General features: G+C 71.7%; 23 protein-coding genes and 1 pseudogene. 11 read left to right on the top strand and 13 right to left on the bottom strand.

Annotated elements, in window-relative coordinates; translation table 11 throughout:
- Nucleotides 1-28 precede the first annotated feature (28 nt).
- Nucleotides 29-898 (bottom strand): MmyB family transcriptional regulator, encoded by an 870-nt coding sequence (locus tag KHP12_RS42475; RefSeq protein WP_086881195.1) that lies wholly within the window; start codon nt 896-898, stop codon nt 29-31.
- 174 nt (nt 899-1,072) lie between these two features.
- Between KHP12_RS42475 and KHP12_RS42470 the strand changes: the two genes are divergently transcribed.
- Nucleotides 1,073-1,990: an alpha/beta hydrolase gene (locus tag KHP12_RS42470; RefSeq protein ID WP_086881194.1), complete on the top strand. Its 918-nt coding sequence runs from the start codon at nt 1,073-1,075 to the stop codon at nt 1,988-1,990.
- A gap of 95 nt (nt 1,991-2,085) precedes the next feature.
- On the top strand, nt 2,086-2,940 hold the full coding sequence (locus KHP12_RS42465; protein WP_308017006.1) for a class I SAM-dependent methyltransferase: 855 nt from the start codon (nt 2,086-2,088) through the stop codon (nt 2,938-2,940).
- Here the strand turns inward: KHP12_RS42465 and KHP12_RS42460 are convergent.
- The 5 genes from KHP12_RS42460 to KHP12_RS42440 are packed head-to-tail and all read right to left on the bottom strand — an operon-like array spanning nt 2,928 to nt 8,332.
- A complete protein-coding gene (locus KHP12_RS42460) occupies nt 2,928-3,392 on the bottom strand; it encodes a ribose-5-phosphate isomerase (protein WP_138912138.1) in 465 nt (154 codons plus the stop codon). The genes KHP12_RS42465 and KHP12_RS42460 overlap by 13 nt on opposite strands.
- On the bottom strand, nt 3,389-5,134 hold the full coding sequence (locus KHP12_RS42455; protein WP_210609044.1) for a dihydroxyacetone kinase family protein: 1,746 nt from the start codon (nt 5,132-5,134) through the stop codon (nt 3,389-3,391). The genes KHP12_RS42460 and KHP12_RS42455 overlap by 4 nt, the downstream gene beginning before the upstream one ends.
- Entirely contained in the window at nt 5,131-6,591 is a 1,461-nt protein-coding gene (locus KHP12_RS42450) for an FGGY family carbohydrate kinase (protein ID WP_086880452.1), read from the bottom strand. Before KHP12_RS42450 ends, KHP12_RS42455 begins: the two co-directional genes overlap by 4 nt.
- Nucleotides 6,588-7,658, bottom strand: coding sequence for a 2-hydroxyacid dehydrogenase (locus KHP12_RS42445; RefSeq protein ID WP_037946502.1), 1,071 nt, complete (start codon nt 7,656-7,658; stop codon nt 6,588-6,590). The genes KHP12_RS42450 and KHP12_RS42445 overlap by 4 nt, the downstream gene beginning before the upstream one ends.
- A gap of 5 nt (nt 7,659-7,663) precedes the next feature.
- The gene (locus KHP12_RS42440) at nt 7,664-8,332 is read right to left on the bottom strand and encodes an HAD family hydrolase (RefSeq protein WP_086880453.1); all 669 of its coding nucleotides are present in this window, start codon (nt 8,330-8,332) and stop codon (nt 7,664-7,666) included.
- Nucleotides 8,333-8,511: 179 nt separating this feature from the next.
- Between KHP12_RS42440 and KHP12_RS42435 the strand changes: the two genes are divergently transcribed.
- The 3 genes from KHP12_RS42435 (at nt 8,512) to KHP12_RS42425 (ending at nt 11,539) form a co-directional block, all read left to right on the top strand.
- Entirely contained in the window at nt 8,512-9,300 is a 789-nt protein-coding gene (locus KHP12_RS42435; protein WP_037946504.1) for a DeoR/GlpR family DNA-binding transcription regulator, read from the top strand.
- A gap of 104 nt (nt 9,301-9,404) precedes the next feature.
- Nucleotides 9,405-10,703 carry an MFS transporter gene (locus KHP12_RS42430; RefSeq protein ID WP_086880454.1) on the top strand — a complete coding sequence of 433 codons (1,299 nt, stop codon included), beginning with the start codon at nt 9,405-9,407 and terminating at the stop codon, nt 10,701-10,703.
- Nucleotides 10,704-10,846: 143 nt separating this feature from the next.
- On the top strand, nt 10,847-11,539 hold the full coding sequence (locus KHP12_RS42425; protein ID WP_086880458.1) for a carbon-nitrogen hydrolase family protein: 693 nt from the start codon (nt 10,847-10,849) through the stop codon (nt 11,537-11,539).
- Between the two features lie 33 nt (nt 11,540-11,572).
- On the opposite strand, the gene KHP12_RS42420 is transcribed toward KHP12_RS42425, so the two are convergent.
- A complete protein-coding gene (locus tag KHP12_RS42420; protein WP_244202603.1) occupies nt 11,573-12,217 on the bottom strand; it encodes an AAA family ATPase in 645 nt (214 codons plus the stop codon).
- A 130-nt stretch (nt 12,218-12,347) separates the two neighbouring features.
- The gene (locus tag KHP12_RS42415; RefSeq protein WP_143677873.1) at nt 12,348-12,860 is read right to left on the bottom strand and encodes a hypothetical protein; all 513 of its coding nucleotides are present in this window, start codon (nt 12,858-12,860) and stop codon (nt 12,348-12,350) included.
- 290 nt (nt 12,861-13,150) lie between these two features.
- Here KHP12_RS42415 and KHP12_RS42410 point away from each other — a divergent pair, with 290 nt between their 5' ends.
- The 3 genes from KHP12_RS42410 (at nt 13,151) to KHP12_RS42400 (ending at nt 15,761) form a co-directional block, all read left to right on the top strand.
- The gene (locus tag KHP12_RS42410; RefSeq protein ID WP_086880457.1) at nt 13,151-13,804 is read left to right on the top strand and encodes a hypothetical protein; all 654 of its coding nucleotides are present in this window, start codon (nt 13,151-13,153) and stop codon (nt 13,802-13,804) included.
- A 131-nt stretch (nt 13,805-13,935) separates the two neighbouring features.
- Nucleotides 13,936-15,087 (top strand): sensor histidine kinase, encoded by a 1,152-nt coding sequence (locus KHP12_RS42405; protein ID WP_210609046.1) that lies wholly within the window; start codon nt 13,936-13,938, stop codon nt 15,085-15,087.
- On the top strand, nt 15,084-15,761 hold the full coding sequence (locus KHP12_RS42400) for a response regulator transcription factor (protein WP_211834444.1): 678 nt from the start codon (nt 15,084-15,086) through the stop codon (nt 15,759-15,761). Before KHP12_RS42405 ends, KHP12_RS42400 begins: the two co-directional genes overlap by 4 nt.
- A 197-nt stretch (nt 15,762-15,958) precedes the next feature.
- On the opposite strand, the gene KHP12_RS42395 is transcribed toward KHP12_RS42400, so the two are convergent.
- Together KHP12_RS42395 and KHP12_RS42390 are read right to left on the bottom strand one after the other, a co-directional pair.
- Entirely contained in the window at nt 15,959-16,423 is a 465-nt protein-coding gene (locus KHP12_RS42395) for an ATP-binding protein (protein WP_372455267.1), read from the bottom strand.
- 122 nt (nt 16,424-16,545) lie between these two features.
- Nucleotides 16,546-17,760, bottom strand: a complete 1,215-nt coding sequence (locus KHP12_RS42390) for a helix-turn-helix domain-containing protein (RefSeq protein WP_086880324.1) — start codon at nt 17,758-17,760, stop codon at nt 16,546-16,548.
- A 174-nt stretch (nt 17,761-17,934) separates the two neighbouring features.
- Here KHP12_RS42390 and KHP12_RS42385 point away from each other — a divergent pair.
- Nucleotides 17,935-18,135 (top strand): annotated as a pseudogene (locus KHP12_RS42385) (VOC family protein); the annotation flags it as partial.
- Nucleotides 18,136-18,342: 207 nt separating this feature from the next.
- Here the strand turns inward: KHP12_RS42385 and KHP12_RS42380 are convergent.
- The 3 genes from KHP12_RS42380 to KHP12_RS42370 form a co-directional block, all read right to left on the bottom strand.
- On the bottom strand, nt 18,343-18,792 hold the full coding sequence (locus KHP12_RS42380; RefSeq protein WP_244202587.1) for a MarR family winged helix-turn-helix transcriptional regulator: 450 nt from the start codon (nt 18,790-18,792) through the stop codon (nt 18,343-18,345).
- 11 nt (nt 18,793-18,803) lie between these two features.
- The gene (locus tag KHP12_RS42375) at nt 18,804-20,246 is read right to left on the bottom strand and encodes an MFS transporter (protein WP_211834442.1); all 1,443 of its coding nucleotides are present in this window, start codon (nt 20,244-20,246) and stop codon (nt 18,804-18,806) included.
- Nucleotides 20,247-20,337: 91 nt separating this feature from the next.
- A complete protein-coding gene (locus KHP12_RS42370) occupies nt 20,338-21,342 on the bottom strand; it encodes a LacI family DNA-binding transcriptional regulator (protein WP_211834441.1) in 1,005 nt (334 codons plus the stop codon).
- 230 nt (nt 21,343-21,572) lie between these two features.
- Between KHP12_RS42370 and KHP12_RS42365 the strand changes: the two genes are divergently transcribed.
- Together KHP12_RS42365 and KHP12_RS42360 are read left to right on the top strand one after the other, a co-directional pair.
- Nucleotides 21,573-24,554, top strand: a complete 2,982-nt coding sequence (locus KHP12_RS42365) for an alpha-L-fucosidase (protein ID WP_211834436.1) — start codon at nt 21,573-21,575, stop codon at nt 24,552-24,554.
- A 22-nt stretch (nt 24,555-24,576) separates the two neighbouring features.
- Nucleotides 24,577-26,031, top strand: a complete 1,455-nt coding sequence (locus KHP12_RS42360; protein WP_211834434.1) for a glycoside hydrolase family 28 protein — start codon at nt 24,577-24,579, stop codon at nt 26,029-26,031.
- Nucleotides 26,032-26,106 lie beyond the last annotated feature (75 nt).

The raw sequence follows: 26,106 nt of genomic DNA, 5'->3' as shown, positions 1-26,106 counted from the left end.
GCGGAACCCATCCGCTGAGAACCGTGCGTCAGCCGTCCGCCACCGGGTGGCCGGCCGATCGCGCCGCCCATGAAGCGAGGATGCGCAGCCGGTCGTGGCTGGGGGTGCCGGGCTCGGCGGTCAGGGTGATCAGCTGCTGGTCGGGGTCGTCGGCGCAGGTGAGGAAGGACCAGTCGAGGGTGAGTTCACCGACGACCGGATGGTGGAGGACCTTCGTGCCGGTGCCCTGGACGGCGACGCGATGGGCGCCCCACCACCGCCGGAAGTCGGGGTCCTGAAGCGACAGCTCGCCCACCAGTTTGGCCAGCCGTGGATCGTTCGGGTCCCGGGCGGCCGCCATGCGCAGCTGCGCCAGGCTGGTCTGGGCCACCCAGTCCCAGTCCGGGTACAGCGCCCTGATGGCCGGTTCGCGGAAGACCAGCCGTACGAAGTTGCGTTGTTCCACCGGGATGCGCGCGAAGTCGGTGAACAGCGCGGCGGCCATGGGGTTCCAGGCGAGGATGTCCGTGCGCCGGCCCAGGACGACGGCCGGCGTGGTGGCGAGGTCGTCCAGCAGCCGCCGAAGCTGCGGGTGAACCTTCTGTGCGGTGCGCCGACGGGGCCGGGCGGCGTCCCGGCCGGACAGTTCGAACAGGTAGGCACGCTCACCGTCGTCGAGCCGGAGAACGCGCGCAAGGGTGTCCAGCACCGGTTCGGAAGCCTGGCGGCGGCCCTGCTCCAGACGCGTGTAGTAGTCGGGGCTGATCGACGCCAGCAAGGCCACCTCCTCCCGGCGCAGACCCCTGACCCTGCGCCTGCCCGCCGAATCGGGCAGCCCGACCTGGGCCGGGCTCAGCTCCCTGCGCCGCGCCTTGAGGAAGGCGCCCAGTTCGCTGTGGTGCGGGTCGCTGCTGCTCATAGCCACAAGTCTGACAAACAACGAGGCCCGTGACAGGGGGCCTGGCGTGTCCCAGGACAGCGCTGTCCGGGGACAGAAGACGCCCCTTACCCACCTCCGTACCGCGTGCGAGCGTCGGCGAGGTGGCCGTCGGACGGCCCGCCCCACTCACCCCGCCCAAGGAGCCACGGAACCATGAAGGCCAACGTCACCTTCCCCAGCAGCCAGCTCGCCATCGCCGGGATTCTCTTCACCCCCGACGACCACACCGGCGGCCGGTTGCCGGCCGTTGTCATCTCCCACCCGGGAGGCGGTGTGAAGGAACAGAGCCCGAGCGTCTACGCCGGACGCCTGGCCGACGCCGGGTTCGCCGCGCTCGTCTTCGACGCCGCCTACCAGGGCGAGAGCGAGGGCGAGCCGCGAGGTCTGGAGAACCCCTTCCAGCGGGCCGAGGACATCAAGTCCGCCGTGACCTATCTGACCACCCGTGCCGACATCGACCCGGACCGTATCGGCGCTCTGGGCATCTGCGCGTCCGGCGGTTACGTCCCCTACGCCGCGCAGACCGACCACCGCATCAAGAGCGTCGCCACGGTCAGCGCCGTGGACCTCGGGTCGGTGTTCCGCGAGGGGCTGGGCCGCGCCCAGGACCCGGCGGTCCTCCAGGCCCTGCTCGACCAGGCCGGCGCACTGCGCACCGCGGAGGCACACGGCGCGGCCCCTCGGCTGGAGGCATGGATCCCCGACAACGCCGAGGAGCTGCTGGAGACCGCCACCCGGCAGTTCCGGGAGACGTACGAGTTCTACCGCACCCCGCGCGGCCACCACCCGCGCGCGAACCAGGGATGGGTGCTGCGCTCCATCGACCTGATCGCCCAGTACGACTCGTACGCGATGATCCGGCTCATCTCGCCCCGCCCCCTGCTGATGATCGCCGGTTCGGAGGCGGAGACCGCCTACTTCAGCAGGGAAGCGATCGAGAGGGCGGCCGAGCCCAAACGACTGGTCATCATCGACGGCGCCAGCCACATCGACCTGTACGACAGGGACGAATACGTCACCCCCGCCGTGGCCGAACTCACCGCGTTCTTCGGCACGCACCTGGCCGGCTGACCACCCCACCAGGTGCCCGCCGGCCACCCGACCGGCGGGCACCGCCGATTTAACCGGTGGCGTCCCCGTGGATGAGCCCCATAGCTTGTGCGCTCGTGACTGGTGATCCGGAGAAGCGCACGAACCGACGCGACCTCGGGCGGGTGTTCAACGAGGTGGCCGAGGTCTACGACCGGGTCCGGCCGGGGTACCCCGACCAGCTGTTCGCGGACCTCGTCGACATCACCGGCATGGACGAGAGGTCGTCGGTACTGGAGGTGGGCTGCGGTACCGGGCAGGCGACGCGCTCGCTGGCGGCGCTCGGATGCTCGGTGACCGCCATCGAGCCGGGCCGGGACATGGCCGCGCTCGCGCGCCGGCGGCTCGCCGCCTTCCCCGGCGTCGAAGTCGAGACATCGACATTCGAGGAGTGGGACGACCGCGGCGCCCGCTTCGACACCCTCGTGGCCGCGTCCTCCTGGCACTGGGTCGACCCGTCGATCGGCTGGCGCCGAGCGCACGACGTACTCCGCCCCGGCGGCCGGCTGGCGCTGCTCGGCCACGTCGTCGTCCGCCGGCCTGGAGAGCCTGAGGTGTACGCCGAGACCGCCGATCTCCACGAGCGGTTCTGCCCCGGGAACCCCGACTGGGGCCATCCGCCGCTCGAGGACGACGTACGCGGCACCGACGAGGGCTGGGGGCCGGTCGACGACCCCGGCGACCTGTTCGGCCCGACGACCGTGCGCTGGTACCCGACCGTTCAGTGGTTCACCGGGGAAGGCTTCGCCGATCACCTCCGCTCGACGTCGCTCTACCGGAGACTCGACCGCGACGTCCGCGAGCCCCTGCTCGACGCCATCGCCGAGCGCATCCTCACCCGCATGGGCGACCGGGCGCCACGCCGCTGTCTGAGCGTGCTCCGGATCGGACAGCGCACCGCCGCCCGGCCCGCGCTCGATCAACCCTCGTAGCTCCGGATGGCGGCGACCTTCTCCGCCGACGGGGAGGTCTCGTCGAAGCTCTGCGCGAGCCAGTCGTCGGTGAGCGCGCGGGCGAGCTCCAGGCCGATGACGCGCTGGCCGAAGCAGAGCACCTGGGCGTTGTTGCTGAGGACCGAGCGGCGCACGGAGTAGGTGTCGTGGGCGGTGACCGCGCGGATGCCGGGGACCTTGTTGGCGCTGATGGCCACGCCGAGGCCGGTGCCGCACACCAACAGGGCGCGGTCGGCGGCGCCTTCGGCCACGCGGCGGGCCGCTTCCACCGCGACGTGCGGATAGGCGGTGTGCTCGTCGCTGCCCACGCCGACGTCGATGACCTCGGCGACCCGGGGGTCGGCCTGTAGATCCCGCTTGAGGGCTTCCTTGTAGTCGTAACCGGCGTCGTCGCAGCCGACGACGATCCGGAAGGCATGCGCGGTGGTCATACGGATTCGCTTCCTGTCGTCGCGCGGAGTGTGGTCACCGCGGTCAGCACCGCGGCGAGTGAGGTGGCTCCGGGGTCGGGGGTGCCGACGCTGCGGTCGGCGAGGGGGCGGGCGCGGCCCAGGCGGGGGCGCAGCCCGGCGGTGTTCTCGGCGGCCGTACGGGCTTCGGCCACGGCGGACGCGTACGCCTCGGAGACCGGGGCTCCGGTCCGCAGCCCCGTCGCGAAGGCGGTGGCGAACGGCGCGAGGGCGTCGACCAGGGTCTTGTCGCCCACTTCGGCCCCGCCGAGCGAGGTGACCGCAGTGAGCGCGTCCGCGGCGGCGGATGCCAGCTCCTCGCGCTCCGGCGCCCGGTCGGCGGGCAGCGCCGCGCCGATGGCGCGCAGGCCCACGCCCCACAGCGCCCCCGAGGTGCCCCCGGCCTCCGCCGCCCAGGCGTCCCCCGCGGCGGCCAGCACCGCCGCCGGGGCGAGCCGGTCGGTGTGCGCCTTCTCGGCGGCCGCCAGGGCCGCGTCGACGCCCTTGGACATGCCACGGCCGTGGTCGCCGTCGCCCGCCACCGCGTCCAGCCGGCCCAGGTCCTCCGCGTCCCGGTGCAGTACGTCGCGGGCGGCGCGCAGTGCGTGGACGGCCAGTTCGGCGACCTCGACCGCCGCGCCGGACGCCGTGGCGGCGGACCGCTCCGGGCGGCGCGGGGCCGCGGCGGGCCGCACGGCGGCGTCGTCCAGCGGGGGTTCCGGCGGTGCCGTACGGCAGAAGGCCGGGGTGTCGGCCGGGGCGAGCCACAGCCGCTCCAGCTCCTCGTCCAGCCAGCTCAGGGTCAGCGAGCAGCCGGCCATGTCGAGACTGGTGACGAGTTCGCCGACCTCGGGGCGTACGGGCGTGAGCCCCGCCTCGTCCAGTTGGCGGGCCACCGCGCCCCACAGCACGTACAGCTCCTCGTACTTCGTGGCGCCGAGCCCGTTCAGGACGACCGCGACCCGCCCGCCGTCGCCCACCCCGGCGGGCCGGTCCGCGAGCAGCCCCGTCACCAGGGCGCGGGCCAGGTCCTCCGCGGTGCCCAGGGTGTCCTCGCTGACCCCCGGTTCGCCGTGGATGCCGAGGCCGAGGCCCAACCGGCCCTCGGGAACGGTGAACAGGGGCGCTTCGGCACCCGGCAGGGTGCAGCCGTCGAAGGCCACGCCGAGCGTGCGGGTACGGGCGTTGGTGTGCTCGGCGACGCGGACGACCTCCTCCAGCGAGGCGCCTTCCTCGGCCGCCGCGGACGCGGTCTTGAAGACGACGAAGCCACCCGCGATGCCACGCCGTCGCGCCGTCTGGTCGGCGGGGGCGGAGGCGATGTCATCGGTGACGGCGAAGCAGCGGGCGGGAATCCCGTCGCCCTCCAACTGCCGTGCCGCCAGCCGGAAGTTCATCACGTCCCCCGCGTAGTTGCCGAAGAGGAAGAGGACACCGCCGCCCGCCTCCGCCGCCTCGGCGACCGAGCGGGCGCGGGCGGCCGACGGAGAGGTGAAGACATCGCCGATGACCGAGCCGTCGGCGAATCCGGGGCCGACGACACCGCAGAAGGCGGGGTAGTGGCCGGAGCCGCCACCGGTGAGCACGGCCACCTTGCCCGCGCGGGCGGGGCGGGTGCGCACCACACCGCCGGGCACGGCCCGTACATGCCCGGGATGGGCGGCGGCGAAGCCCGTGATCATGTCGTCGGTGAACCGGGCGGGGTCGTTGAAGAGCCTGGTCATCGTGTGCTCCAGCCTTCGCGTGCGGTGTCGAGGGTCTGGCGGTAGGCGGCGTAGCCCTCGGCGTAGTGGTCGATCAGCCCGCGCTCGGCGGTGACGGTACGGAGGCGGGCGCGCCAGGCGCCGGGGTCGACCGGGGTGCCCAGGGAGCGCCAGGCGACATGGGCCGCGCCGCGGATGCCCACGGCGTCGTCGCAGACCTCCAGGTCGCCGCCGAGGACACCGGCGAAGATGCGCGCCCACTCCCCGGAGCGCGCGCCACCGCCGCAGGCGGTGACGGTGCGGGTGACGCCGAGGGTTTCCATGCAGTGCCGGGCCGAGTAGGCGACGGCCTCGCACAGCGCCCGTATCAGGTCGGCGCGGCCGGCCAGCGGGGAGAGGCCGTCGAACCGGCCGCGGGCCCGCGGGTCGACGAAGGGCGCGCGCTCGCCGCTGGTGGACAGGAACGGCAGCGCGGTGACGCCCGCGGCGCCGGGCGGGGACTGGACGAGCAGCGCGTCCAGCGCCTCGATCTTCACATCGAGCAGCTTCAGCAGCCAGTCCAGGCCCGCGGTGCCGATCATGGCGGGCATGACCCGCAGGAACCGGCCCTCGTACGGGGTGGCCAGCACCATCCCGGCCGGGTCCTCGGCGAGCGCCGGGCGCGGCTCGGTGTCCAGGACCTGGGCGGCGAGGGTGGTGCCGATGATGAGGTTGCCCTCGCCCGGTTCGGCGACCCCCGAGCCGAAGGCGCAGGCGGGGATGTCGAACGGGCCGGCGGAGACCGGCAGCCCCGCGGGCAGGCCCAGCCGCCGGGCGGCGTCGGGCAGCAGCCGGTGCAGGGTGCCGGGCGGCGCCGGGTCCGGCAGCAGCCGGCGGTGTGCGGAGAGCCCGCACAGCTCGAGCGCGGTCTCGTCGTACGTACGGGTGGCCACGTCGAGGAACGGCTGCGAGGCGTCGGAGACGTCGACGGTCACCGCGCCGGTCAGCCGTTGTACGACGGCGTCCACGCAGTACCCGGCGACCTCGGCGGCCGCCAGCCGCTCCGGCTCGTGCGCGGCCAGATGCGCCAGCAGGGGCGCCGCGGAGCCGGGGAAGAGCCCGACGCCGGTGCGCCGGTGCAGGGCGTGCAGGGTGCCGTCGGCGGTCCACCGGTCGAGCCGGTCCGCGGCCCGGCCGTCCATCCAGGACAGCGCGCGGCCGACGGAGGCGCCCGAGGCGTCGCGCAGCCACAGGCCGTCGCCCTGACCGGTGAGGGCCAGGGCCTCGGCCGGTTCGTCGCCCAGCTGCGCGGCGTCGGCGAGCGCCGCCCGTACGACGGTCTCCACGGTGCCCACGACGTCGTCCAGGTCCTGCTCGACGCGGTGTCCGGGCAGGGTGTAGACGGTGCTGCGGGCCTCGTGCGCGGGGGTGTTACGGCCGTCGCGGGAGATCAGCTGGGCCTTGGTGACCGAGGTGCCGATGTCGACTCCGACGATCATGGCCGGCTCCCGGTCAGCACCTCCGGATTGGCCACGTGCCGCAGCGGTTCGCCGCGCAGGAAGCGGGCGGCTTCGCCTGCGGTGATCAGGGCGGCCCGGTCGGCGGTCTGCCGGGTGGCGCCCGCCAGGTGGGGGGTGGTGATGACGTTGGGGGCCTTGTGCAGCGGCCAGTCGGCCGGGGGCGGCTCGATGTCGTAGACGTCGAGGGCGAGCGCGCCGAGCCGGCCGGACTCCAGCAGGCCGGGCAGCGGGGCGTAGTCGAGCAGTTCACCGCGGGCCGAGTTGACGAGGACGGCGCCCTCGGGCAGCAGCGCGAGGTTGTCGGCGTTGAGCAGATGCCGGGTCTCGGGGGTGACCCGGGCGTGCAGGCTCACCACGGAGCTGCGCCGCAGCAGGTCCTCCAGGGCGGTGAGCTCGACACCGTCGGCGTGTGCCCGCGCCTGGTCCGCGTACGGATCGGAGACGAGGACGTGTGCGCCGAAGGCACGCAGCACCCGGGCCACGATCGAGCCGATGGCCCCGTACCCGACGAGGCCGACGGTGGCGCCGTCGAGCTCGAGACCCGCGTTCTCGTAGGCGTAGTAGTCACCGCGCCAGATGCCCTCCTTGAGGGCCGCGTCGGCCTGGGTGATGCGGCGCATGGCGGCGAGGATCAGGCCGACGGCGAACTCGGCGGCCGCGGCGGCGTTGCGGCCCGGTGTGAGGGTGACGGGGATCCCGGCGGCGGTGGCGGCGGCCAGGTCCACGTTGACCGGGCCGCCGCGGGCCACGCCGATGAACTTCAGCGCGGGTGCCTCGCGGATGACACGGGCGGTGAAGGGCGCCATCTGGGTGAGGGCGACACTCGCGTCGCCGAGCGCCTCCAGCACCTGCTCCTCGGTGCCGCTGGCCTCCTTGACCCCGCCGTTCCCCTGCCCGTCGGCCCCGACCGGCCCGAAGGGTTCGTTCGGCCAGCGGGTGCGCAGCGTGCGGAAGGTCAGCCCGGCGGAGGGCAGGCTCTCGCTCAGGGCGGCGGAGAACAGCTCGGGGGCGATGAAGTCGTCGCCGGATACCAGGACCGTGGTCATGTCGGTCACTCCCCTCGGGGGTCGAGCCTGCTGAGCAGGAAGTCACGTACGGCATGGTGGTCCGAAGAACGGTAAGCGGCGCCGGCCAGGGCGTCCTCGGCGGGTGGGTACTGCGGATTCGGGATGGCCACGACGGTCATCCCGGCGGCCGCGGCGGCGCGCAGCCCGTTGCTGGAGTCCTCCACCGCCAGACAGCGCTCCGGGGCCACGCCGAGGGCGCGCGCGGCGGCCAGATAGACGTCCGGGCTCGGCTTGCCGCGGTCCACCTCGGCGCTGGAGACGGTCGCCTTGAAGTGGTGGTCGACGCCGTGGTGGACGAGAACGGCGTCGATCACCCGGCGCGGCGCGGAGGAGGCAAGCGCCACGGGGGCGAGCTCGGCGGTGGCGGTGATCATCTCGCGGGCCCCGGGCAGCAGGCCGATGCGGCCGTCGGCCAGGGCCTGGACCATGCCGTCGACGACGGCCTGCTCGGTGGTGGTGGCGGCGTCACCCGCCCCGCAGAACCGGGTGAGGTAGGCGGCCCACTCGGGGGCGCTCATCCCCTGGACGTCGCGCGTCTGCTCCGGGCCCCAGGTGCGGCCGCGTTCGGCGGCGTAGGCGGCCCACAGCTCCTCCCACAGGTGCTCGCTCTCGACGAGCACGCCGTCCATGTCGAAGACCACTGCGTCGGCCATGCGTACCCCTGATCTCCCGGCTGATGAATGTCTGACTGGCGGGGCACGGGGATGTCCGTGCGCCCGGCGGCGTCCCCCGGGTGGTGGCACCCGGCGGGGTTCGTCACAGCGAAATTAACAGCCACAGCGTGAGTTGTCACTGGTTCTATGTGAGAAATAAACCCGGCAGGATGGAGGGCATGACTACTCCCCCGGCGTCGCGCGGTGCGCGGCAACAGCGGCAGCAGCTGATCGTCGACCACGTTCTGGCCCAGGGGGACGCCACGGTGTCCGAACTGGTCGAGCTGACCGGCGTCAGCCTGATGACGGTCCACCGGGACATCGCCGAGCTGGCGGACCGCGGCATCCTGCGCAAGTACCACGGTGGCGTCTCCGCACAGCCCTCGATGGTCTTCGAGTCCAGTTCGGACTTCCGGCTGCACTCGCACACCGACGAGAAGCGGGCGCTGGCCCGCGCCGCCCTGCGGTTCGTGACCCCGGGGATGTCGGTGATGCTGGACGACTCGACCTCGGCGCTGGCCCTGGCGCGGCTGTTGCCCGAGGTGGGACCGCTGACCGTGGTGACCAACTACCGCCTGATCACGGAGGAGCTGAGAAGCGCCGAGGGCATCCGGCTGATCTGCGTGGGCGGCGAGTACTCGCGCACCCATGACTCATGGATCGGCCTGCCGGCGATGGACATGATCAGCGGCATCTCCGTCGATCTGAGCGTGCTCTCCACCTCCGGGATCACCGCGGGCATGACCTTCCACCAGGAGCAGGAGATCGTCGGCATCAAGCGGGCGACCCGGCAGGCGGGCGCCACGAGCGTGCTGCTCATGGACCACAGCAAGGTGGGCCGTCGCGCCCTGCACCGGCTGGAGAGCGTGGACTCCTTCGACCACGTCCTGCTGACCGGCCCGGTGGACGAGGAGCTGCTCCGGGAGATGCGGGAGCTGACGGATGTGAGAGTCGTCGAGACCGAGTAGTTACCATCGAATCTCGTTATTCTTACCAGACCCCTTGATATTTCTCTCGGCTCGCTTGAGTATCTGCGGTCGTACTCCGTCATCCCCGCAGAGTGGAGGAAGCGATGCCTAAACCCTTGATCCTGGGCTATCTGGGCGTACTGCTGTTCATGATCGGCGACGGCGTCGAATCCGGCTTCATCGCTCCGTACATGGCCGATCACGGCGCGGCGACGGACGTACGGGCCGGGTACGTCATCACGGTCTACGGCATCGCCGTCATGCTGGCGTCGTGGTTCTCCGGCGCGCTCTGCCAGGTGTGGGGGCCGCGCCGGGTGATGTGGACGGGCCTGGCGATCTGGGCCGTCTTCGACGCCGCGTACCTGCTCTTCGCGCTGGGCACCGAGAACTACCCGATGATGCTGATCTTCTACGGCATCCGGGGCTTCGGCTATCCGCTCTTCGCGTTCGGCTTCCTCGTATGGATCACCAACACGGCGCCGAAGGCCCGGCTGGGCACCGCGGTGGGCTGGTTCTACTTCGCCTTCACGGGCGGTCTGCCCACCCTCGGCTCGCTGTGGTCCAGCCTGACGATCCCCTCGTTCGGCCGCCTCGGCACACTGTGGTCGGCACTCGTCCTGATCCTCATCGGCGGCGCCATCGCCCTGGTCGGCGCCCGCAGGAGGCCCGGTGGCGACCGGATGGCACCGCCGGAGGTCACCACCGGCGAGAGCCTGCTCAACTCCGTCTCCATCATCTGGACCCATCCGCGCGTGCTGGTGGGCTGCCTGGTCCGGATCATCAACACGGCCCCGGAGTTCGGGATGCTGGTGTACCTGCCGCGGATCTTCTCCGACGACGTCGGCTTCGGCGAGGACAAATGGCTCCAGCTGCTGGCGATCATCTACGGCACGAACATCTTCTTCAACCTGATCTTCGGCGTCCTCTCCGACCGCATCGGCTGGCGCACGACCATCGCCGGTTTCGGCGCGCTGGGCTGCGCGATCAGCGTCACGACGCTGTACTTCGTACCGACCTGGCTCGGCCCGGACTACTACTGGGTCGCGGTGCTCGCGGGCATGTTCTACGGCGCGACCCTCGCGGGATTCGTGCCCATCTCGGCCCTCATCCCGTCGATGGCGCCCGAGAACAAGGGCGGCTCCATGGCCCTGCTCAACCTGGGCGCGGGCGGCGCGGCCTTCGTCGGCCCGGCCATCGCCAGCCTCTTCCTCCCCGTCGTCGGCGCCGGCGGAGTCACGCTGATCTTCCTCGCCCTCTACCTGGTCGCACTCGTCCTGACCCTGATGCTGAAACTGCCGGAGGAACGCGACGGCGGGCCGTCTGCCCCGAGCGCGGCGGAGGACGGCCGACAGCCCCGAACCGACACGGCCCCGACCGCCTCCTCGCCCGCCACGTCCGCCTGAGCTTCGGGGTGCGGGGCCCCGCGCCGGCAGGCCGAACCATGAGATCGGCCTGCCGACGCGGGGCCTCCGCCAAGCTCCGGCGATGTCCGCGGTGCAGGCTTGGATAGGCTGCTCGCACGACTCGGCGAGGGGAGTTCAGGGTGGTGGCACAGCCGTTGAGCATCGCGGTGGCGCAGCCGAGGAGCGCCGCTCATGACGTGGCGGCGAACGCGGTGGCCCACGCGGAGGCCGTTCGGGCGGCGGCCGCGCGGGTGGTGGTCTTCCCCGAGATGTCGCTGACGGGATACGAACTGGACGCGACGCCGGTCGCCCCGGACGACGACCGGCTGGCCCCGATCGTCGCCGCGTGCGCCGAGACCGGGACACTCGCCCTGGTCGGCGCGCCGGTGGCGGGTCCGCGCATCGGCATCCTGGCGTTGGACGCAGAGGGCGCACGGGTGGTCTACGGCAAGGTCCACCTGCACCGCAGTGAGGCCATCCACTTCGTGCCCGGGGAGCCCGCCGTGATCGATGTGGACGAGTGGCGGCTGGGGCTCGCCGTCTGCCGCGACACCGGTCTCCCCGAGCACGCCGCGAAGACGGCGGCGCTGGGGATCGACGGCTATGTGGCCGGCGTTGTCCACGCCGACCACGAGGCCGGGCTGCACGGCGAACGCGCCCGCCGGGTCGCCGCCGACCACGGTGTGTGGGTCGCCACGGCGGCCTTCGCGGGTCCGACCGGTGGCGGCTTCGACCGCACGTCCGGCCGTTCGGGCATCTGGTCCGCGGACGGGGAGCTGCTCGCCGGGACGAGCGCCGCGCCCGATGAGATCGCGCGGGCGGTCTTCGTCAAGTGAGCCCGGGGCGGGGCGGCTACGGGAGTCGTCGCGTCAGAGCCGGAACGCCCTGGCCACCCGCTCGGTGAGAGCGTCTTCCGTCATCGTGGTGTCGACTTCGATGGTGTGCAGTCGAAGGCGCTCGGCCTCCTCCCCGAGGCGCGTGGTGAACATGCGATCCCGTTCGGCGAGGTTGCGGCCGGCCCTCACCGGATCGCTGGTCCTCCACACGAACCCCTCCCCCGGCACCGACCGACTCCGGATGGCGGCCTGGCGGAAATCGGGTGTGGGAAGAAGCCAGACCGCGCGCCGAGGGGCGTCGAGCAGCGGCTTCACGAGGTGCGGGAGCAGCCGGAAGCCCTCGACGATGACGCCATGCTCCGGCGGCAGACGGAGGAGGTCTTCGACGATCAGGCCGAAGCCCTCGCCCCGAAACCAGTGGAACGTCTCGAGCATGACCTCCGGAGACCGGTTCACCCATCGCTCGTCCATGTCCATGGCGATGAACTCATGCAGAAACGGGGCCTCTTCGGGGGTGGCCCGGTCGGCGTGGTCCCGCATCACATCGTCGGTCGCGTAGAGCCGCCACCCGTGGCGGTCGGCGAGCCGGCGGGCGACGGTCGACTTGCCCGCGCCACTTCCGCCACCGATCCAGAAGACATGCCGCAGCCGCGCCGCGAGCTCCGCGGCGTCTGTCACTTCTTCGTACTGTCCGGGCCGCATTTCTCTCCGATTCGACGAGACGGAACAAGGCGAACCTCATTGTGGTCTCGTTTTTCCCGGCTTCGGCCGGGATGCCGTCCGGAGGGTCGGACGCCGCACGCCACCGCTACTCGGCCGCGGGTCCGGCGGCAGGCACCCGGCGGCCCGCGGTGGCCGCTCGGGTGGCGAGGCCGATGGTGCGGGTGAGCGTCATCGCCACGGCCATCAGCAGCAGCGCGTCGGTGAGGGCCGCGGGCGTCACCTGGTGGTCGGCCATCCAACGGCCCAGCCGCTGGGCGAACCAGTGCTCCGATCCGTACGAGAACGCGGCCCGTGCGCCGATCACGACGATCCACAGCGCCGCATAGGCGAAGCCCGCGCGGCTGACCGGCTTGCCGGTCGTGGGGCTGGTGTAGACCGTGGTGAGGGTCGTCGCCAGCAGGCCGACGGCCAACCCCGCGACGACGGCGGCGAGTTCGAGCGCCAGGCCCGAGCCATGGGTGGCCGGGCTCTTGATGAAGAGGGGGACGATCGCGGCGGTCATCAGCAGCGGCCGCAGGATGCGCAGCTTCCCGATCTTGCGGTGGGGCCCGAGGTCCGCCTCCAGGACGGCGATCAGGACCGCACCGTTGATGATCATGGCTTGACCGATGGTGGACATGGGTTGGCGAGCCTCTCGGTGGACGGTGTGCCGGGGATTCGGCTCGCTCAGGGTCGTGCCGGTACGCGTTCCCGCGCGCCGTAGCAGGGGGTGACCTCCGGGGTGATCGCTCCGGCCGCCCGGTGGTACCGGCCCTCAGCACCGTTGTCACCCCGCGGATCACCCCGGAGGTCACCGCTCGGGGTGACGCGGTGCCCCGCTCGCCTTCCTAGCCTCGGGGCGAGTCAACGGGCGCACGCGACCGAAGCGGCGCCGACGGGAGTCCTCCAGTGAACGTGCTGCAAGTGCTGGCCGCGATCGCCGTCGTGATCTTCGTCATCGCACGTCAGCTACGCGGCGAGCCGCTGCGCGGCAAGCGGCTGATCCTGCTTCCCGCGATCCTCGCCGTCGTCGGTTTCGCCGGCCTCGGCAAGGACGGCCGCCACCTCACCACGACCGATCTCGCATGCCTCCTGATCAGCGCGGTGATCGCGACCGGAATCGGCACCGCCCAGGGCGCGCTGCTGCGGTTGGAGCCGCGCGACGGGGTGCTGTGGGCGCGGATGCCGGTGTACGGACTCTGGCTGTGGCTCGCGCTGGTGGTCTCGCGGGGCGTGATGACGGTCGTCGCCGTGGCGCTGCACGCTCCCGTGGCGGGCTCCTCGGCGCCCATCCTGATGCTGCTCGGCCTCAACCGGCTCGGCCAGGCCGCCGTCGTCACACCGCGCGCCCTCGCCAGCGGTGTGCCGTTCGCCCCGGAGAAGGACGGCCGCCCCTTCGATGTGCGGGGCGCACTGGCGGGACTGCTGGGCGGGGCGGGCGACCCGTCGGCGCCCGGCGCGGAGCCGCCCACGCGCCACCCCCGCCCCACGGCGTCGTACCACCGGCCGACGCGTGACCCGCTACGCGACCAGGGCCGCCGGGGACGCCGGGGACGGCGATGACCGGACGGCACCCGGCGGGCAGCGCGCACACGGCGCCCACACGGACCGGCGAAGGAGCGGCGCCCCCGGCCCATGACGCGGTACACCCCGGCGCCGCGGCCGAGCGGTCCGCGGGTCGCTATCCTGCATCCGTGCTGCGTACGGTGTCATGGCTGATGAGGGCCGGCGCGTACGTCTTCATCGGCCTGCACACCTTCACGGACCCTCCGGCCGGGGCCGGGGCGGTGACCCTGGCCATCGTCACGTACGCGCTGGGCGGCCTGGCGCTGCTGTGGTGGGAGCTCACCCACGCCCTCGGAGACGAGGCCGCGAGGCGCGCGCCGCGGATGCGGATCCTGCTCGGGGCCGCCGCCGCCCTCTCCGGCTACGCCAGCGCCTTCCCGCACGCCGGAGCGCTCATCGGCCTCTCGCTGATCGCCGTCATGCACCTGGGCACCGAGCTGAGCCTCCCGCTGGGCTGGGCCGTGGCGGGCTGCACGGTGGTGGCCCTGGAGACCGGGGTCCTGGTCGCCGGGGCGAGCCGCGGGTTCGCGGTGGGCTATCCGATGCTGGTGGCCCTGGTCCTGGTCGCAGGCCACAACCGGCGTGCCTACCGGATACGCGCCGAGCAATCGGCCGCCATGCTCGCCCAGAGCGAGCTGCTCCGCGCGGAGCAGCGCCGGGTGGCCGTACTGGACGAACGCGCCCGGATCGCCCGCGAGATCCATGACGTACTGGCCCATTCGCTGGGCGCCCTGAGCATCCAGATCCAGGCCGCCAGTGCCCTGTTGACCGATCACCGGGACGTCGACCGGGCGGTCACCGTACTCGACGGAGCGAGGCGGCTGACCGCCGACGGGCTCGCCGAAACGCGCCGCGCGGTGCACGCCCTGCGCTCCGACCTCGCGCCACTCGACGAGGAACTGGCCACGATGGCGGACACCCACCGGCAGCGGCACGGCGTTCCGGTACGGCTCAGGGTCGAGGGCGAGCCCTCCCCGCTCCCGGCCGACCAGGCGCTCCCCCTCTTCCGTACCGCGCAGGAAGCCCTGACCAACGCCGCCAAACACGCCCCCGCCCAGCCGGTGGAGGTCGCCCTGACCTATGAGGACGAACACGTGACGCTCACCGTCGACAACCCGCTCGGCGCGCCACCGTCCCCTCGGCGAGCACCCGCGTTCGCCACCGTCGACGGCGGCTACGGCCTCACCGGGATGCGCGAGCGCCTCCTGCTGCTGGGCGGGACGCTCGACGCGGGCGTACGGGACGGACAGTGGCGCGTCCGGGCCGAGGTGCCGCGATGAGCGCCCAGGACACCCGGCCGCTGCGGATCGTGGTCGCCGACGACCAGGCCAGCGTCCGGGAGGGGCTGGTCCTCATGCTCGACCTGCTGCCGGACATCGACGTCGTGGGTTCCGCGGCCAACGGACAACAGGCGCTCGACCAGGTCGCCGAGCACCACCCGGACGCGATCCTGCTCGACCTGCACATGCCGGTGCTCGACGGCACCGAGGTCACCCGCCGACTCACCGCCGAACACCCCGAGGTCGCCGTCGTCGTCCTGACCACCTACGCCGACGACACCTCCGTCCTGGAGACGCTCCGGGCCGGGGCGCGCGCCTACCTCACCAAGGACGCGGACCGCCTGCACATCGCCCGTACCCTGCACAGCGCCGTCGCGGGGCTCTCCGTCCTCGACCCCAGGGTCCAGGCCACCCTGCTCGCCGCGGCGAGCGCTCCCACCGCCCCTCCCCCGGAGCCCGACACCGCCGGCCGGCCGCTCCCGGACGGCCTCACCCGTCGTGAAGCGGAGATCCTCACGCTGATGGCACGCGGTATGACCAACGCGGAGATCGCCGCCACCCTCTTCCTCAGCGGCAACACCGTGAAGACCCACATCAACCGGGTCTTCACCAAGACCGGCTCCCGCGACCGCGTCGCGGCCATCCGCTACGCCCGCGGCCACGGCCTGGACTGACCGGATCCAGGCTGTACCGACGGCGAAGCCCCGGCCGGTGAACACCACCGAGCCGGGGCTTCCCGCGTGTCTACAGCCGTTCCCGCATCTGCTCGCACGGCTCCAGCACCGTCAGACGCTCGGGCTGCCAGGAGGTCCACTGCCCTGGCCCGATATGCGGCCACTCAAGTTGTCCATCCGACACTTCCGTTCGCCGGTCATCCGTTTTCCTTCCCGTGCAGCTCTGCCCACACCCGCTTGCCCCACGGCAGCGGATCGGTGCCCCAGTCCTCGGCCAGCGCGGCCACGAGCCCGAGGCCGCGCCCGCTTTCGTCCTCCGCGCTCGACTCCCGAGGCACCGGGTGTCTCTTCGATTTGTCCACCACCCCGATGCGCACCCGCGTTGCCTCCGGCCGGGTGACCGTGACCCGGATGTAATTACTCTGGGCGTGCTTCACGGCGTTGGTCACCAGCTCGGAGGCGATTAAAGCCGCGACCTCGGCCAGTTCTTCCAGGCGCCATGCTGCGAAGGCGACGCGTACCAGACGCCGGGCTGTGACCGCGCTCTCTGGTTCACGCGGCAGGGTCTCGCTGTAGCCGGGGTGCCCAGTAGGGCGGGCTATGGTGAGCGGCAGACATTGTCGAGGCTGCTTTCGTGACCGCGCGTCCGTGAATTTTGGCACGTCAATTGCTCTTTCGGGTCGACCGCAGCCCCGTCTGTTCACAAGGCTGCGGGGCAGTGACCACTTATGTAAGCGACGCGCAAAGAAGGGTGACAGGGGCGCAACGTCCTAGTTTCAGGACGCTATTCGCCAACCCCCAGAAACTCCGCCAGTGGGCGCAGCCCCGGCGGGTGGTTGGGCAACGCCCACAGGTCACGCACGATGGCCACGGCCAACGTGTGGTGCTGCATCCACGTCGGCGCCACCCGGCGCAGGGACTCCAGGGTATTCACGGCTCCGGCCGCGTCTCCTACGTCCGTGTGGGCTCGGGCTACGTCCAGCAGCAGCCACGTCCGCCAGGACGGCGGGGTGTCCTTCGACAACCGCATGCCCTTGGCCAGCTTCAAGGCGTCTTCGGGGTGCCCATACTGGACAGCAAGGCGGACACGTTCGATCCGGACCGACGATGGGCTGAAGACGCTGACCATGCGGTTGTCACCGCTGTCGGACAGCTTCGAGACCCGGGCGGCTTCCTTCTCTGCCGTCTCCATCATCACCGCCGCGCGCTCATAGTCGCCACTCCTCGCGGCCGACGTGGCGGCACTCATGGTCAACGCTCCCCACACCTTCAGGCCGTCAGCCGTCCCGGTGTGGGCAGCGTTCGTCATGTCGTCGGCGGCTCGGAGCGCAATGCCCAACGCATCTTCCAGTCGTCCCTGCCGCTGGTAGGTCCATGCCATGGAGTTGACGATCATTGGCAGAAGCAACGGATCGGAGGACTGTCCCGCTGCGTCTACCGCGCGCTCCAGGCTCGTCAGGGCAAGGTCCGTCTTGCCCATCCGCACGGCGACATGCCCCGCGAGCTGAAGCGTCTTGCCCAGAGCCGCGAAACCCGCCCCGCGGTCGGCGTCGTCGCCCGAGGCCGTGGCGGTGCGCGCATCCGAGATCAATTCCGGCAATGCCTTCATCACCGTGTCGAACTCTGCGGCGTGATACTGCGTCCAACCGTCCGCGATCTGCTCGCGCAGCCGGTCCAACGAGAAATCGGGCCTGGGCGGCTCCGGCTCCGGTCCCCAGAGCGCGGGCATGATGGCGCGGCGCACGGCCACGAAGCGCGGCCCATCGTTCTCGCCTGTCGAGGAGACCGCAGGAGGGTCACCCAGGAGCGTGGTCAGCTCCACGCCGAGGCCGTTCGCCAGCGCGTGCAGTGTGGGGAGGCGTGCTGAGTGCTTCCGCCCCTGTTCGAGCTGACGGATCACATCGACGGACACGACGGAACGCTCAGCCAGTTCTTCTTGCGTCAGGGCGGCCAGGCGGCGCAAGCGGCGCAGTGTCCGCCCCAGGTGTTCGTTTGCCACGCTGCCACCGTACGCCGCAATGCCGCCGTGCTTCTTCAGCAGTACAGAGCCGTAACAGGCCCGGCTTCCAGGCGCCTAAGCTGTCTGCGCGAAGGATGAGCGCAACTCGGTGGCGATTGGCATGGAGATCAGGAAGGCTCGCGTGCATGGTCTCGGTATTGCAGAACGTGGCGATTGACGAGCCGGATCCATCTGTGTCTGCGCCCTGAGACCTCGCGCGATCAGGAGGTGGACCGGCTGCTGGGCCTCGGTGCCACCTTTGTCACTGATCACCGGAATCCCGATGGTTCAGGCTGGGCAATCCTCGCTGATCCCGAAGGCAACGAATTCTGCCTTCTGCGCAGTGAGTCCGACCGAGCCGCCATGAATTCCTGACGCTCACGCGCCGTTCTGGCCACGACCACCGCGAGCGCCGAGCTTCCGGCGGTCGCCGGGCGCTCCAGCGCCACCAAGGTACGACCCGGCCCTCCGCCGGCGGCACCTGCGCCCCCACCTCGGGCGGCCCCATCGCTGCCTGGCCCTCGAGTACCAAATCCTTCCCGCCCGCCAGACGAGTTCGGCCACGCGGACCACGCTCCTCGTTCAGTCGAGGAGCTTGGCCACCACCCGATCGAGCGCCTGGATGTCCTCGAGCGGCAGGGCGAGCAGGGCGTCGGGCGGGGTGGTGAGGATCGCGATGGCGCGGGCGGCCAGCGCCCGGCCGTCCTCGGTGAGATGGACCAGCTTGGACCGGCGGTCGGCCGGGTTGGTGATGCGTTCGGCGAGGCCGCGCCGTACGAGATCGTCGACGATGACGGAGGTGTAGGGCGGGTCGGCGCCCAGCCACTCGGCCAGTTCGCGCAGGGTGATCGGACCGGCGGCGAGCCGGCGCAGCGCCCTGACGCGGCTGAAGCTCATGCCGAGGCTCTCCGCGACCGCCTTGCGGCGGTTGTAGCGCTCCATCAGGAGCGTGTTCAGCCCCAGCCAGGCCCGGGCCGCCGTCCTGGTGGTCTCGTCGTCCCGCTCGTCCCCCTCGTGCGGCTCGTTGTCCATTGGGCGCTCCATCAGACGTTCACTGTCTCCTTGGTCTCCTCGGCGGCGAGCCGCTTCGCCGTGCGCTGAGCCGTTGCCCGGGCCCAGCGGCCGGAAGTGAGCGTACCCATGACCAGCACCGCGGCGCCGCAGCCGGCGATGATCCACCATGCCGTCCGTGCCGCGTCCGTGAACGCCGCCGCGTCCGCGTGCACTCCCCCGGCCATCAGAGCACCGATGACGGCCACGCCGAGGGACTGCCCGGTCTGCCGGCTGGTGGAGGCCACCGCGGCCGCGACACCTGCCTGCGCACGGGGCATCCCCGAGACGGCGGTGTTGGTGATGGGCGCGTTGACCAGCCCGAAGCCGGTGCCGAAGAGCAGATACGCGACGACCAGCAGAGCCACCGGAAGGTGCTCGGAGTAGGTGAGCGCCTGGAGCACGGCGCTCGCGCACAGCGCCGCCCCGGCGAGCAGCAGCGGAGTACGCGGCCCCCGCGAGGCCACCATGCGGCCGGACACGGGTGCGGTCAGCAGCGCCATGACCGCCATGGGCAGCATGAACAACCCGGCGTGCAGCGGATCGAGCCGCCGCACATCCTGGAGGTACAGAGAGCTCACGAACAGGAAACCACCCAGACCGGCGAACGCGGCCACCGCGATCACGGTGGCGCCCGAGAACGGCGCGGAACGGAAGAACCGCAGGTCGATAAGCGGGTCGGCGCGCCTCGGTTCGTACCACAGCAACCCCAGCAGCGCGCACAGCGCCGCGGCCGCGCACCCGGCGACCACGGGAGAGGTCCAGCCCAGGTTCGGCGACTCGATGATCGCGTACGTCAGCGCGACGAGCAGCCCGATGACGAGCGCCTGCCCGACCGGGTCCACCCGGCGAGCCCGCGGCGCCCGCGACTCCGGCACATACCTGCGGGTCAGGAAGAGCGCGGCAAGTCCGATGGGCGCGTTGAGCCAGAAGATCGACCGCCACCCGGCCGACTCCACCAGCACACCCCCGATGATCGGCCCGGCGGCCATGCTGATGCCCACGACACCGCTCCACATACCGATGGCGCGGGCGCGCTCCCGGGGGTCCGTGAAGGTGTTGCTGATGATCGACATGGCGACGGGGTTCAGCATCGAACCCCCGACCGCCTGAAGCATCCGCGCGACGACCAGCCAGCCGAGCCCGGGAGCCAGGCTGCACAGCAGCGAGGCCGCGGTGAAGATCACCAGCCCGGCCTGAAACGTGCGGCGCCGCCCCACCCGGTCGGCGGTCGAACCGGAGAGCATCAGCAGGCTCGCCAGCACCAGCGTGTACGCGTCGACCGTCCATTGCAGCCCGGACACCGATGTGTGCAGGTCGCGTTGGATGGAGGGCAGGGCGACGTTCAGGATCGTGTTGTCGAGACTGACGATCAGCAGGCTCATGCAGCAGATGGCCAGCACGAGCCATCGTTGCCGAGGAGCGAGTTCCGGCATGAAGGGCCTCCGTTTAATTGTGTTGCCATAATCATTATACAAACACAACTAAACGGATCGTCGTCGGTACGGAGCCCGAGCACCCACCGCGTCAGGAGGACGCGCGTACCACCAGGCGTGGCACGATCACCGTCTCCCCCGTTGCGGCGCCGGTCATCTGCGCGGCGACCTGCCGCACCGCGGCGCGGCCGAGGAGTTCCTTGTCGACCGTCAGGGTGGTCAGCGGCGGGTCCACGAGCCGGCTCAGCGTCAGCCCGTCGCACCCGACGAACGCGCAGTCCTCCGGCACCCGCACTCCGTGGTCGCGGGCGCGGCGCATGGCGCCGATGGCGATCAGGTCGTTGTAGGCGAGCACCGCCGTCGCCCCGAAGCCGTCGGCCAGCACGTCGTCCATGGCCGCCGCCCCGCCCTCGAGGGAGTTGGCCGCCGGGAACACCCACCCCTCGTCGGCGGGCAGCCCGTGTTCGGCGGCGGCGCCGAGGAACAGCGAGTGGCGGGTGCCGTGGCCGCCGGCGTCCGGGCGGCCGCGGTCGTCGAGCATCGCGATCCGCCGGTGGCCGCGCTCGACGAGGTGGCCGACCGCATGCCGCATCCCGGTGGCGAAGTCGATCCGCCCGCCGCTCACACCCGGCGGCCGGTGCTCGTTGTCGAGCAGGACGAAGGGCATGCCGGAGCGGTGGATGAGTTCGATGGCGCCGGGGTCGAGCAGGAAGGCGACACACGCGTCCACGTGGTCCACCACGGTCCGCGCCACCGCGGTCTCGCGTTCCAGGGCGGACCCGGTGCTGTAGACGGCGACCTGCCAGCCGCGCTCGTCGGCCGCCGCCAGCACACCGGAAACCACCTCGGGGAAGAAGGGGTTGAGCACATCCGCGATGACCAGGCCCAGCGTGGTGAGGCGCGGGCCGACCATGCCACGGGCGAACCGGCTGGGCCGGTACCCCATCGACTGGGCCACCCGCAGCACCCGCTGCCGCGTGGCGGGGTCGATCTCCGGTTTGTCGTTCACCGCGCGGGAGACCGTCTGCCGGGACACCCCGGCCGAGCGCGCCACATCCTCGATGGTGATGCGGCGCGGCCTGGCGCTCGTGGGCACGGGCCCCACCTCTCTCCCGACCCTCGGACGTAGGTCACGACGTGGCGCTCGGGACCGCTCACGGGGGTGATCCCCGAAGCGCGCCTCCTCGATAATCACCGCGGCGACGACGGGCGTCAACGGAACCCCACAGCCGAACACCCCAACCTCGCACACATATTGACACGGCGGCCGGGTGGGCCGGACAGTGCTCCGTGAACGCTCACGGGAACGTTCACGGAGGACAGGACATGCCCACGCCGAGGATCCCGCTCCGCCCCAGCCCCATCCACGCCCCTGCGACGCGTGCCGCACGCGCCGCCCGCGCCACCCGCTCCCGGTGGCGCGCGCTGTGCGCGGCGGTCGTACTCGCCCTGGCCATCGGCCTCCTGGCCGCCCCCGCCCAGGCCGAGGTCCAGCACCCCCGGCAGGAGTGGCTGCGCCAGTCCACCGCCGGGCTCTTCCTGCACTGGGGCATGTTCACCAACCCCCAGCACCGCGACTGCGCCACCTGGGAGCGCGATGTCACCGAGGGCGGCTGGAACGCCGACTACTGGGTGGACGAGGCGCGCAAGCTCGGCGCCTCGTACATCGTGCTCGCGACCTTCCACAGCAGGCTGGGCTACGTCCGCCCCTGGCCCTCGAAGGTCCCCGGCAGCTGTGCCACCGAGCGCGATCTGCTCGGCGAGCTCGTGGCCGCGGCCAAGGCCAAGGGCGTGCACATCATCCTCTACATGACCGACGACCCGCAGTGGCACAACGAGTCGGGCACCGAGACGCTGGATTCGGCCGCCTACTCGAAGTACAAGGGCCGGCAGGTGGACCTGACCACGCGCCGTGGCTTCGGCATGTACAGCTACGACCTGTTCCTCGAGGTCATGGACAAGTACCCGGACCTGTCGGGGTTCTGGATCGACAACGACAACGAGTACTGGGAGGAGAACGGTCTCTACGAGAAGATCCGCGAGCGCCGTCCGGACTGGCTGCTGAGCAACAACAACGAAGACACGCCGATCATGGACACGGTCAGCAATGAGCAGAAGACCGGCATGACCCCGACGTACGACTACCCCGCCGCGGTGACCGTCCCCATGCCCCGGCTGACCGAGGCCGACTACAAGCTGCCGACCACCGGCGACTGGTGGTACGACGGCGGCGACCACGAGGTCGACGCCCGCCTCAGCACCGGCCGTTACATCACCAACGCGGGCTCCTCCATCAAGTCGCTCATGGCCGAGACGCCCATGGTGAACGGCAAACTCCCGCCCCAGCAGGAGGAGTTCAACGATTTCATGGGCAAGTGGGTCGAGCCCATCCGGGAGTCGGTGTACGGCGTCGAGGGCGGCGGCTACATGTACGGCGGTATGCAGCCCGGCTTCTGGAACGACGGCGCCCACGGCGTGGTCACCGTGGGCCGGGGCGAGAACGGCGACCGTACCCAGTATGTGCACGTGGTCACCCGGCCCCGGACCGACATGGTGCGGCTGGGCGACAACGGCTACACCGTGCGCCGGGTCACCGATCTGCGCACCGGCGAGCCGATGCGCTTCAGCCAGTCAGGCGGCCATCTGTCGATCCTCGGCATCCAGGACTGGGATCCGTACGACACCGTCTTCAAGGTCGAGACGGACGGCCGACGGCCCCTCTATCCGCAGTCGGGTGTCGGCGCCACCGCCACGTCCGCGCGCACCGGCCACCCGGCGGCCGACCTCGCCGACGGCGACTACGAGACCTACTGGGACAGCGACGGCAAGCTGCCCGTCTCCGTCACCCTCGACCTCGGCGCGCGCAAGCACGCCACGGCGCTGGCGGTGAACCAGCGCGAGTGGTCCCCGACGCACGCCCGGTCGTCCTTCGGCCGCCCCGAGGACTCCGCGCGCATCAAGGACTACCGCGTCTACGCCAGCGGCGACGGCAAGCGCTGGACCCAGGTGCGCTCGGGCACACTGCCCAGTGCGCGCGGGGTGCGCACCATCGACATCGGCGACCGGACCGCCCGCTATCTGAAGCTGGAGGTGCGCAGTCTGTGGGGCGGTCCGCAGGCGCCGGAGTTCTACGACCAGCTGCGCATCGACGAGATCCAGGTGGCGTACGGCCGCTCGAAGACCACCCGCACCGCGCTGCCGCTGGAGGCGGAGGCACGGCAGAACCGGCCGTCGGGCGCGGCCCACTCCGTGGCGTGCGGCGCCTGCTCGGGTGGCCGGCGCGTCGACGGCCTCGGCGGCGGACCGCGCAACTCCGTGACGTACCGCGACGTCCGCGCGCCCGAACAGGGCGACTACCGGCTCCAGTTGGATGACACCACCCCGGCCGACGCCTCCCTGTCGGTGAGTGTCAACGGCGCGGCACCGATCGAGGTGCCCGTGGCCGCGGACAGCCCCGACGCGCCGGAGAGCACGGCGGTCTCCGTGCCGCTCAAGGCCGGTGCCAATACGGTGAAGGTGTTCAGCACCGCCCGCCGCGGCCCCGGTCTTGACCGGATCGCGGTGGCCCCGCTGCCCCCGGCCTCGTACACCCCCAAGACCACGCTCACCGTACGGCCCCACGGTCTGCAATGGGTCGGCCCCGGGCGACGGTCCCTCACCGTCACGGCCACGCTCCGGCTGGACGACGACGAGCAGCTCGACAACGTCAGCCTCGCCCCCCGGCTGCCGGCCGGCTGGACCGCGGACGGCGGGCCGGTGACGGCCCGGTCGCTGCGGCTCGGCCAGACGGTGCGGGGCACCTGGACCGTCACCTCCCCGCCCGGCCAGGACGCGGGGTCGGCCGACATCCCCGTCACGGCGGACTACGCGCTGCTCGGCCGGCAGAAGTCGGTCTCGGACCAGGTCCGGGTGCGGCCCCTGCCCGCCGGCCGGACGTGGGCCCGGGAGGCGGAGGACTCGGCCAACCAGTTCGGCAGCACGGGCATCACCAGCTGCGGGCCCTGCTCCGGGGGTGAGAAGGTGCGCAACATCGGCGGCAGCGAGCAGGCGGCCATGGTGTTCCCCGATGTGGTCGTCCCCGAAGGCGGCGAGCACACCCTGCACCTCGACTACACGGTCAACGGCACCCGCTCGTTCCTGGTGAGCGTCAACGGCGGCCCGGCGGCCACGGTCACGGTGACCGACACCGGGAACACCACGCCACGCACGACCACCCTCCCCGTCACCCTGAAGCCCGGCGCCAACACCATCAGGATCGCCAACGACACCGAGTCCGCGCCCGACCTGGACCGGATCTCCGTCAGCTAGAGCGTTGCCAAGGAGGCAGGCCATGCATCCGAGACCTTCCCGCCGCGCGGCGCTGCGCACCGGCGGTCTGCTGGCGGCGGGCGCGCTGCTCCCGGAGCAGGCGTACGCGGCCACCCCGCACACGGGCACGGCCACCCCGCACACCGGCGCGGCCGCCGCCTACACCGGGGCGTGGCGCGCGGTGCCGGGGATCCTGGCCCGGATCAGGCCGCCCGCCTTCCCCCGGCGTACGTTCAGGGTCACCGACTACGGCGCGGTCGGCGACGGGCGGACGATGAACACCGCGGCGTTCCGGGCCGCCATCGCCGCCTGCCACCGCGCGGGCGGCGGCCATGTCGTCGTCCCCGAGGGCCGCTTCCTCACCGGCGCGATCCATCTGCGCAGCCGGGTGGACCTGCATGTCACCGAGGGCGCCACCATCGCCTTCAGCCCCGATCCGCGCGACTTCCTGCCGGTGGTGCTCACCCGCTGGGAGGGCACCGAGGCCTACAACTACTCGCCCTTCATCTACGCGTACGGCGAGCGGGACGTGGCGGTCACCGGCCGCGGCACCCTCGACGGGCAGGCGCGGCTCGGGCCGTGGGAGAGCTGGTACCGCGACAGCGGACCGCAGGGGGACGACCAGAAGCTGCTGCGCGAGATGGGCTCCACGGGGGTGCCGGTGGCGCGGCGCGTCTTCGGCGACGGCCACCATCTGCGGCCGAAGATGGTGCAGTTCTACCGCTGCCGCAATGTCCTGGTCAGCGGCCTGACCATCGTCGATCCGCCGATGTGGACCGTACATCCGGTGCTCTCCAGCAACGTCACCGTGCGCGACATCACCGTGGACAGCACGCTCTACAACACCGACGGCTGCGACCCCGAGTGCTGCTCCGATGTGCTCATCACCGGCTGCCGGTTCAACACCAACGACGACTGCGTGGCCGTCAAGTCCGGCCGGGACGAGGACGGCCACCGGGTCGGCGTGCCGAGCAGGAACATCGTCGTGCGCGACTGCCGGTTCTCCGGCCGCTGGGGCGGGATGACGGTGGGCAGCGAGATGTCCGGCGGGGTGCGTGACGTCTTCGCCGAGGACTGCGAGATCAACCCACCGGACTTCCCCGGCCGTTATCCCGTCAAGTACGCGCTGTACGTCAAGGCGAACAAGAAGCGCGGCGGCTCCATCGACGGTGTGCACGTCCGGAACTTCACCGGGCAGGGCGTGGAACGGGACATCGCCTTCGTGACCATGGACTACAACGGGGGCGAGGGCGGGACGCTGCCGGTGTCCGTGCGGAACATCCACCTGGACCGCATGGAGATCGACGGCGCCCAGACCGTGCTGCGGCTGGTGGGCCTGGAGACGGACCATCTGCGCGGTGTGCACGTCTCCCGCTCCGCGTTCACCGGCATCCGCGACCCCGACAGCGTCACCCACACGGACGACCTGACCTTCCGGCGGGTGTTCGTCAATGGCAAGGAGGTGCCCCAACCCTGAGGGCAGCCCGGGCGGGCCGTACAACCATGGGACCACACACGGCCGTCACATCCCTCCCAAGAGGGAGGGGAGTTG

Source organism: Streptomyces asiaticus (assembly GCF_018138715.1).
Taxonomy (GTDB): domain Bacteria; phylum Actinomycetota; class Actinomycetes; order Streptomycetales; family Streptomycetaceae; genus Streptomyces; species Streptomyces asiaticus.
Note: the sequence above shows the minus strand (reverse complement) of the source record. Positions and strands in the feature narration are given on the sequence as shown.